Source organism: Flavicella sp., assembly GCF_037132785.1.
In the GTDB taxonomy this organism is placed as follows: domain Bacteria; phylum Bacteroidota; class Bacteroidia; order Flavobacteriales; family Flavobacteriaceae; genus Flavicella.
Map to the genome: position 1 here is coordinate 1 of NZ_JBAHZZ010000064.1, position 8098 is coordinate 8098.

General features: G+C 31.0%; 5 protein-coding genes, 1 tRNA gene and 1 pseudogene. 2 read left to right on the forward strand and 5 right to left on the reverse strand.

The features are described 5' to 3' along the window. Positions 1-1043 precede the first annotated feature (1043 nt). Entirely contained in the window at positions 1044-1529 is a 486-nt protein-coding gene (locus tag V5787_RS04050; protein ID WP_336891992.1) for a GNAT family N-acetyltransferase, read from the forward strand. 419 nt (positions 1530-1948) lie between these two features. On the opposite strand, the pseudogene V5787_RS04055 reads toward V5787_RS04050, so the two are convergent. Together V5787_RS04055 and panB are read right to left on the reverse strand one after the other, a co-directional pair. Continuing rightward, a pseudogene (locus V5787_RS04055) lies at positions 1949-2881 on the reverse strand (2-hydroxyacid dehydrogenase); the annotation flags it as partial. Positions 2882-2899: 18 nt separating this feature from the next. Then, on the reverse strand, positions 2900-3718 hold the full coding sequence (panB, locus tag V5787_RS04060) for a 3-methyl-2-oxobutanoate hydroxymethyltransferase (protein WP_336891993.1): 819 nt from the start codon (positions 3716-3718) through the stop codon (positions 2900-2902). A 504-nt stretch (positions 3719-4222) separates the two neighbouring features. On the opposite strand from panB, the gene V5787_RS04065 reads away from it, so the two are divergent. Continuing rightward, positions 4223-4747 (forward strand): CvpA family protein, encoded by a 525-nt coding sequence (locus tag V5787_RS04065; RefSeq protein ID WP_336891994.1) that lies wholly within the window; start codon positions 4223-4225, stop codon positions 4745-4747. Positions 4748-5417: 670 nt separating this feature from the next. On the opposite strand, the gene V5787_RS04070 is transcribed toward V5787_RS04065, so the two are convergent. The 3 genes from V5787_RS04070 to V5787_RS04080 all read right to left on the reverse strand — a co-directional run bounded on the left by V5787_RS04070 (position 5418) and on the right by V5787_RS04080 (position 7557). Beyond that, entirely contained in the window at positions 5418-6266 is an 849-nt protein-coding gene (locus V5787_RS04070; RefSeq protein WP_336891995.1) for a DUF6515 family protein, read from the reverse strand. A 5-nt stretch (positions 6267-6271) separates the two neighbouring features. Further along, the gene (locus tag V5787_RS04075; RefSeq protein ID WP_336891996.1) at positions 6272-6988 is read right to left on the reverse strand and encodes a DUF2092 domain-containing protein; all 717 of its coding nucleotides are present in this window, start codon (positions 6986-6988) and stop codon (positions 6272-6274) included. A 495-nt stretch (positions 6989-7483) separates the two neighbouring features. Continuing rightward, positions 7484-7557 (reverse strand) — tRNA-Asn (locus V5787_RS04080). Between the last annotated feature and the right edge of the window lie 541 nt (positions 7558-8098).

The following is an 8098-nucleotide window of genomic DNA, read 5'->3' on the forward strand; positions in this document are numbered from 1 at the left end:
AAATCACAAATGCTATCTGCAAAAGTAGGTGTTATTTGTAGTTTCATGGCTTGAATATACATCTTAATAAGCTAACAAACAATGATTTATATCCTAAGTTTGGATGTTTGTTTTTGTCATGTACCTTGCAACGGTCTTAAATTTTAGATTTAAAAAGTCAAAATTGAAATCTAAAACTGAAAAGAGCATTATGCAACGGTCTTATATTGATGGTTAAATTAAAAAGGCACTCAGAAATGAATGCCTTTTTTAATTTTATTTTTTTGTAGAAATAACCATAACACCATTTAAGACCGTATAAAAGGATTGAACCAAAATACAATACACGAGAGTTGAATTAATAGTATGTCAATTGAGAGGTATTGTTGTGCATGTACTTTTTCATGAGTAAGAATTTGCTCTAGTTCTGTTTTGTTAAATTGAGAGGGATTGTAAACAATCCATTTAAAAAACGAAAAAGGGGGGTGTGTGAATCAGAAGTTACGACATATTTATATTCTTCTTTTTTATGGATTTTGTTATGTGATAATATTTTGATTAATGAGATAATTTGTAGTAGATGTCTGATTGTAAAGAAGAAAACTCCTAAGAAATATGTAGTGTTTAGAATTAGGAACCAGTTTATTGATTTTTTTATTGGTAGAATTGTCGCTGTTGTTGAAATTTCAAGAATTACTAAAGAGGGGGGTAGCTGTTCTGCATAGGTGGTAATCGTAAGATAAGGAAGTAAAGTAGCACTCATCAGACCAATAAGTAAAAACCACCTGTTGGCTTCAAAAAATGTTTCTCGGTATAACAACAACCTATAACATAAATAGAAGAGGGTTATTATAGCGCTAAATTTGATTAAATATTCCATAACAATTTTTATTAGTGATTGTTTGTTTCTATCATTTTAATAATTTCTTTTAATTCATCAACAGATACCTTCTCTTCTTTAGCAAAAAGGAAATTAGATTTTAGATATAGCGTGATTTGATGACAGTAAATCAATGTGCTTATAGTATCTTCACTTTCAATAAAATTTATAAAAAAGCAAGAAAATGAATTATACAATTAGAAACGGAATAAAAGATGATATGCAAGCTGTTTGGTTGTTAATTAAAGAATTGGCAATTTTTGAAAATGAACCAGATGCTGTAGAAGTAACAATTGAGGATTTAGAGAAAGATGGTTTTTCTAAGTCTCCAAAATTTGAAGTCTTTGTCGCTGAGTTGGAAAATGAAATAGTTGGAATTGCGCTTTTTTATTATCGATATTCTACTTGGAAAGGATCAACAATTCATTTGGAAGATTTGGTAGTAAGAGAGAACAAAAGAAATTTAGGAATAGGTAAATCTTTGTATAACGAAGTGATGAGATACGCCTATAAAAAAAAGGTCCGCAGGGTAGAGTGGGATGTTTTGGATTGGAACAGTAATGCTATTTCTTTTTATGAAAAAACGGGCGCTACTATGTTAAAAGAATGGAACGCAGTAAAAATGTATGAAAAAGAATTAGCAGCTTATATAAAGTCTATTGATGTATAGTTGTCTTATGACTCTATAGGTTCCCATAATTCAACTTTGTTTCCGTCTAGGTCTAATATCCAAGCAAATTTACCATAAGAAAAAACCTCTGGTTTGTCAATGATCTGAACACCTTCTTTTTCTAGGTCAATTAATAGTTGATCTAAATTTTTCACACGATAGTTAAACATATAATCCTTTTTAGAAGGATCAAAATATTTGGTGTTTTTTGTAAAAGGTGACCACTGAGTTGTAGCAGTTTTTTGATTGTTGTCTTTCCACCAAAAAGTACTTCCATAAGTATCAATAGCAAACCCTAAGTGTTTTTGATACCAGAGTCTGGTCTTTTTAGGATTATTGGTTTTAAAAAACACGCCACCAATTCCTATTACTTTTTCTAAAGGGCTATCTTTAGGTTGTGGTTTTGTATGAATATCAAAAAAATGAGCAGCAATTTTATCTACACAGGTTTGTGCTAGTTTTACTTTTGATTCTTGTGTCCAACCTGCAACATGTGGAGAGAGTAATACTTGTTCTGACTGTATTAAATACTCAAAAGCAGGAGCTAAGTTGTTTTTTTTAAAAAGATTTTCAAAAGAACCTTTTTCGTATTCTAAAACATCCAAACAGGCACCAGAAATTTTCCCCATTTGCATAGCTTGAACTAAATGTTCCGTTACTACTGCGCTTCCTCTAGCAGTGTTTATTAAGTAAAATGGTTTTTTAAATAGGCTGATCAGATCCCAGCTGACCATTTTGTCAGAAAGTTTATTAAAAGGAGTATGTATGCTTAAAACATCTGATCTTTCTTGGATTTCTGTAAGTGTTGTTTGTCGGCAGTTTTCATCTCCTACACCTTCTTTTATATCGTAGCATAAAACTTCCACATCAAAACCTCTAAGTTTTTTTGCAAAAGACTTACCCATGTTTCCATAACCGATAAGCCCGACTATTTTTCCTTCTAACTCGATTCCTCTATTTTCTTCTCGCAACCATTTTCCACTGCGAATTTGTTGATCTGCTTGTTTTAGTTTGTTAAATAAAGCCAAGAGCATTCCCAAAGCATGTTCTCCAACAGCATTTCTGTTTCCTTCAGGAGCAGAAATCAACTGAATTCCTTTTTCGGCAGCATAATCTACATCGATGCTTTCTAGTCCTGCTCCAACACGAGCAATAAACTTTAGATTTGAAGCTTTGTCTATAAATTGTTTGTCAATTTTAAAACGACTTCTGATGACAAGACCTTCATATAAATGAATTTTGTCTTCAATAGCTTCTTTGCTAGACGTATAATCTTTGTGGTTGGTACAGCCTAGTTTTTCTAAGCCAGACATTAATACAAGATGGTTGCTATCTATATGTAAAACTTTCATCTTAGTTTGTCTGAAGTTTTAGTATTGTTCAGATTTGTTCGGAAAATCATGTGATTTTACATCTTCGATATAATTTTTGAAAGCGTTATACATATCGTCATAAAGATTTAAGTATCTACGCAAAAATCTTGGATTAAATTCGTGGGTCATACCTACCATATCATGGGTAACTAAGACTTGTCCGTCTACACCTCCACCAGCTCCAATTCCAATAACAGGAATAGAAATTGCTTTGGCAACTTTTTCAGCCAATACAGCAGGAACTTTTTCTAATACCAAAGAAAAACAACCAAGTTCTTCAAGAATTTTAGCATCTTCCAACAATTTTTCAGCTTCTTCTTCTTCTTTAGCTCGAACGGAATAAGTTCCAAATTTATAGATGGATTGAGGTGTCAATCCTAAGTGTCCCATTACAGGAATACCTGCTTTTAATATTTTTTTTACCGATTGTTTAATTTCAATCCCACCTTCTAGTTTGATGCTATGAGCACCTGATTCTTTCATGATTCTTATGGCAGAGCGCAATGCCGTTTTAGGATCTGATTGGTAGCTGCCAAAAGGCAAGTCTACGACCACCAAACTTCTTGCGGAAGCTCTTACCACAGAACTCGCATGATAAATCATTTGATCTAGAGTAATAGGAAGTGTTGTTTCATGACCCGCCATAACATTGGAAGCGGAGTCGCCTACTAAAATAACATCGATACCTGCAGCGTCAACAATTTTAGCCATGGTATAATCGTAAGCGGTAAGCATGGATATTTTTTCGCCATTGTGTTTCATTTCAATAAGCGAATTGGTCGTAACTCTTTTGTATTGTTTTTGTACTGTTGACATGGTCTGTTTAATTAAAAAATCAAAACACGAAAATACGTAAAGATTTAGGAATATCACCCTTGCAGGTGTAAATAGCCAGATCAAACTCAATCTTTTTTCTTTAACTCTTTTCTTCTGTGTTTTTTAGTTTTCAACAAGTTTAATACCAGTTTGATTTCTCTATTGTTTTTCCATAATGTTTTTTATAAAGACCACAAGGGGAAAGGTATATTTCTTCCTGCTTCATTTTCTTTTTTAATAGGTTTATTTTTAATATTTGAAGCAAAGAGTGAATCGTGCATTCGTTTTTTTAATTTCTTTTGACTTTGAAAATTGAACCATTTATTCTCAAGTATCCGTATTGTAATTATTTCAATAAGAAGAAGGTTTATAAATTGTGAAGTCGGTTTATATGGTCATCTGTATTTGACGAAAAACAACTTTTAAATTACCCGACGAATTCGTTGGTTTAAAAACTATAAAACTTTACCCTATCTTTGAAAACTAATCGCAGTCCTTATTTCAATGAATACATTTGATATTATTATCGCCGCCTTATTATTATTCGGGTTTTTACGAGGGATTTTTAAAGGTCTTTTTGTTGAAATAGCTTCATTAGCAGCCTTAATTGGAGGTGTTTATGGAGCAATACATTTTTCGTTTTATGCTGGAGATTATCTAAATAAACAATTGGATTGGGATGAACATTACATCTCTTTAACGGCTTTTGCTTTGACATTTATTGGCATTGTAGTAGTAGTGTCGATGGCAGGAAAACTATTGACAAAAATTGCTGATTTGGCTGCCTTAGGAATCTTAAATAAAATCCTAGGAGGAATATTCGGGTTACTAAAAGTTGCATTTATTTTAAGTGTTATTTTGTCGTTTTTTATAAAAATGAACAATACAATTCCTTTTGTCAGCAAAGAACAAATGAAAGAATCAATTTTAATCCTTCCAGTCAAAAATGTAACTCCTTTAATTTTTCCAAATTATTTTGACGAATCTAATATATTATCTCTAGAAGATATTATTTCTAATGAAATATAACATTCTTGATTGTCTGGTTTGGATCTCCACGGGCATAATATTTTTTTGAATAAAGATATTGTGTTATCGCTTTTTAATGCCCGCTATTTTCTTTTTTTGGACAACTGTTTTCTAAGAAACATCACCCAAATACTCCATTTACTGGACTTATCTACTTCAGTAAAATTATTCTCAAGTTTATCAAATGCATCTTCAATTAATGCGTTATGCTGCACGTATCTCAAAAAACCAGATGAATATCCCCTTGCCTGTTACAAGCAGTCAATAGTATGTTTTACTTCCGTCTTATTGTCATTTAATTTTCTTAGTTCAAACTTATGAACTCCTTTAAATCAGATAGGCTTTAAGAATTTAAATTGAATTATTTCATTCGGGTAATATTTTTCAAGGATATATTTTATTGGTCCATGTCCTCCATTCTAACCAACTTTAATTGCTACTTTAAATTTCATTTTTGGCTATTTTTCTTTCGACCAAATCTTATTATTTTCAGATGCTAAGGTTTTGAATAAATCCGTTATCTTATACGGAGGCTGATTTAATATTCGTCGATGTATATTTAGTACTTTCAAAATATTTTCTAGAGCTCTAGGATTTATTGATTGGACTACTTAAGTACTCTTTCATATCAAGAGACAGCACATCGCAACTCACAGTATTATAACTAAGATTATTCTGTGATTTCCATTTCAACAACTTGATAAAAATTATTTCCATTTTGCAAAAAAGGTCTGTAATATGTATTGTTGTAAACGACATATTTGTCGCCTTCAATTTCTTCTTCCACAGCTCCTTCAGGAATATTGGTTACTACAGCGCCATCTGGAGCCAATATAACTTTGTATTCATCATTTTCATTTATATAAAAGGCTCCACCAAAATACATATAATGCTCATCGCCAATAGTGATGTTTTCAACACCTTCAGGCATGGTATTCACTATTATATTTGTTGGAGGAGGTACAACTGTATACCCACTAGAACTTTGAGCATAATAAACTCCATTATCATAATGATATTGTTGATTGTGAATTGAGACAATAATTGCTGTAGTAGCAATTGTAGCAATAAAAAACCCTACTGGATGCCAATGAGGTCCATAATAATGTGGTGTATAAGGATGATATCTGTAAGGGTAATAACCACGATGTCCATTATAATAACGATTGTTTCTATTGTTTATACGTGCATTTTTATTTACCCTAACATTTTTACTATTGTCTATATTTATGTTTACATTGGTATTACCTCTCCCAATATTTGTTTTTTTATGATTGACGGTCGTTGTCCTTTTAGGAGATACCCTAGTAATCTTACGATTAGAGGTTGTGACTTTGTTATAAGTCTTTGTTTGCGGACGGTTAGTAGATCTTTTAAAACCACCGTTTACTGATTTTGAACGACTCTGATTGCTAACTGTTTTTCCTTTTTTATGAGTAATTCTCTGTGCTGAAGCAGTATCTATAGAAAGAAATAACACAAAGAGTACTGTCAATAAAATATAACTATATTTTTTCATAATAATTATTTTTTTGGTTGCAATTGAATTTGTTTAGAGTCTGAAGGCGCAGAAAACTCAAATAACGCATCTGGCAAACTTGGATCAACTTTTAAATTTGAAAATATAGCTTCATAAGATTGTGCTTTATTAATTTTTGATTCAATTAACATGCCACGAGGTAAATTTGACTCTTTGTGAATCCATATTTGAAGTGTTTCTTCGTTATTATTAGCTACAATAGAAATACATTTTAAGCCATCAAACTCTACCTCTCCCACATAAAAAATAGAATTATATTGACTTATTAAATCTTCCGTTAATTTTGGATAGAAAAAATCAGAAGCAGGAAAATCTATCCCGAATTTTTCATGCGAAAAATCTATAGCATCAATAATAGTTCCTGGTATTTTTATCGTTGAATGTTCGTTTTTAGTATAAGAAAAATAAGATAATGTTTCGCCGTTAAACCAATAGCCTATCATTCCATCGGAGCGATTACTATGGATATACATTTTGTTTGGACCACGCATATAAACATCATCCTCTTTTATAACCTCAACACTTTCACTTCTATTATTTACAATATTTACTGTATAACTACAAGAAGTTAAATTCCCGATAGCTTCGCTCATAGCATCTAGCGATGCAATTGCTCGTGTATCATATTCTTTTTTTTGAGTAGTACAAGAAACACAAAACAAGAAGCTTAAAATCACATACAAAATTGGCTTTTTAATCATCATTTTAATTTTTGATAAAGATATCAGTATTTATTTACATTATGCCAAAACATAACACAAGTTAAAATTAATTTTTACTTCTATAATTCTTACAAGATATTAGATTTTAAAAAGATAAAGATAAGTAGAGTCTTATTTCATTGTACAAATTTATAGCATTTTTTATAGATACCTCAAATTCGCAAGTTGAATCTTATGTTAGTTTTGTTACTTATTGTGAGTCTATTTCATGTCAAAATCTTGCAGTTTTATTAAGGTAAGCACATGCTCATTATAATCAGACTAACGGGTAATTTACTTACAGTTAGCACGTTAATAATAATTTCGTTGATTTGTGGAGTAAAAACATGGAATTAAAAGAAAAATCAAATTAAACACAATTATTAGAAAACATAGAAGATTAAATTTAAAAGTATGATTCTGCCCTGGTCTAAACAGGTATTCATCAAAACCAAAAAAGACTTACATTTTCATATAAGTCTTCCTGTTGTTAAGCTCCTCCTCTTGGGCTCGAACCAAGGACCCTCTGATTAACAGTCAGATGCTCTAACCAACTGAGCTAAGGAGGAGTTTTATTATTTTAGCAATGCATTTCTGTTTTGCGTGTGCAAATATAAATTTTATTTTAACCCTAACAAGAAAAAAAGAAAATATCTCAACAAACTAAACACTTTTGCTTTTTAAAATAGAAAAAGGCTTCAACTCTGAAGTTTCAACCCCTCAGTATAACTCTTATACCAATTTTATTTTTGGGTGAAATATGAATGAAAAAGAAACGAATTTAATGCGTCATTTAAATGTTAAAATGGTATTACTATTCTAATCAATTAAAAAAAATAACTAGCAATACAATCCATCCTACTATTAACCTCGCATCTATATATCGTTAGTTTTACGCAGCATATTTTATGTTGTGATGTTTAAAATATTTGACTACCCTTTTGCTATCATTTTGAAGTGTTTTCATGTGATTTAAGACCGTTGCATAATGCTCTTTTCATTTTTAGATTTCAATTTTGACTTTTTAAATCTAAAATTTATATTTTTTTTTCTTATTTTCATTGTTTATGTTAGTTATGGATCTATTTTTTGGTTCATTTTCCTTTAGTT

What these genes read in the sequence shown, in the direction of transcription:
- V5787_RS04050 (WP_336891992.1), top strand. Translation starts at nt 1,044, where the DNA reads ATGAATTATACAATTAGAAACGGAATAAAAGATGATATGCAAGCTGTT.
- panB (WP_336891993.1), bottom strand. Translation starts at nt 3,718, where the DNA reads ATGTCAACAGTACAAAAACAATACAAAAGAGTTACGACCAATTCGCTT.
- V5787_RS04065 (WP_336891994.1), top strand. Translation starts at nt 4,223, where the DNA reads ATGAATACATTTGATATTATTATCGCCGCCTTATTATTATTCGGGTTT.
- V5787_RS04070 (WP_336891995.1), bottom strand. Translation starts at nt 6,266, where the DNA reads ATGAAAAAATATAGTTATATTTTATTGACAGTACTCTTTGTGTTATTT.
- V5787_RS04075 (WP_336891996.1), bottom strand. Translation starts at nt 6,988, where the DNA reads ATGATTAAAAAGCCAATTTTGTATGTGATTTTAAGCTTCTTGTTTTGT.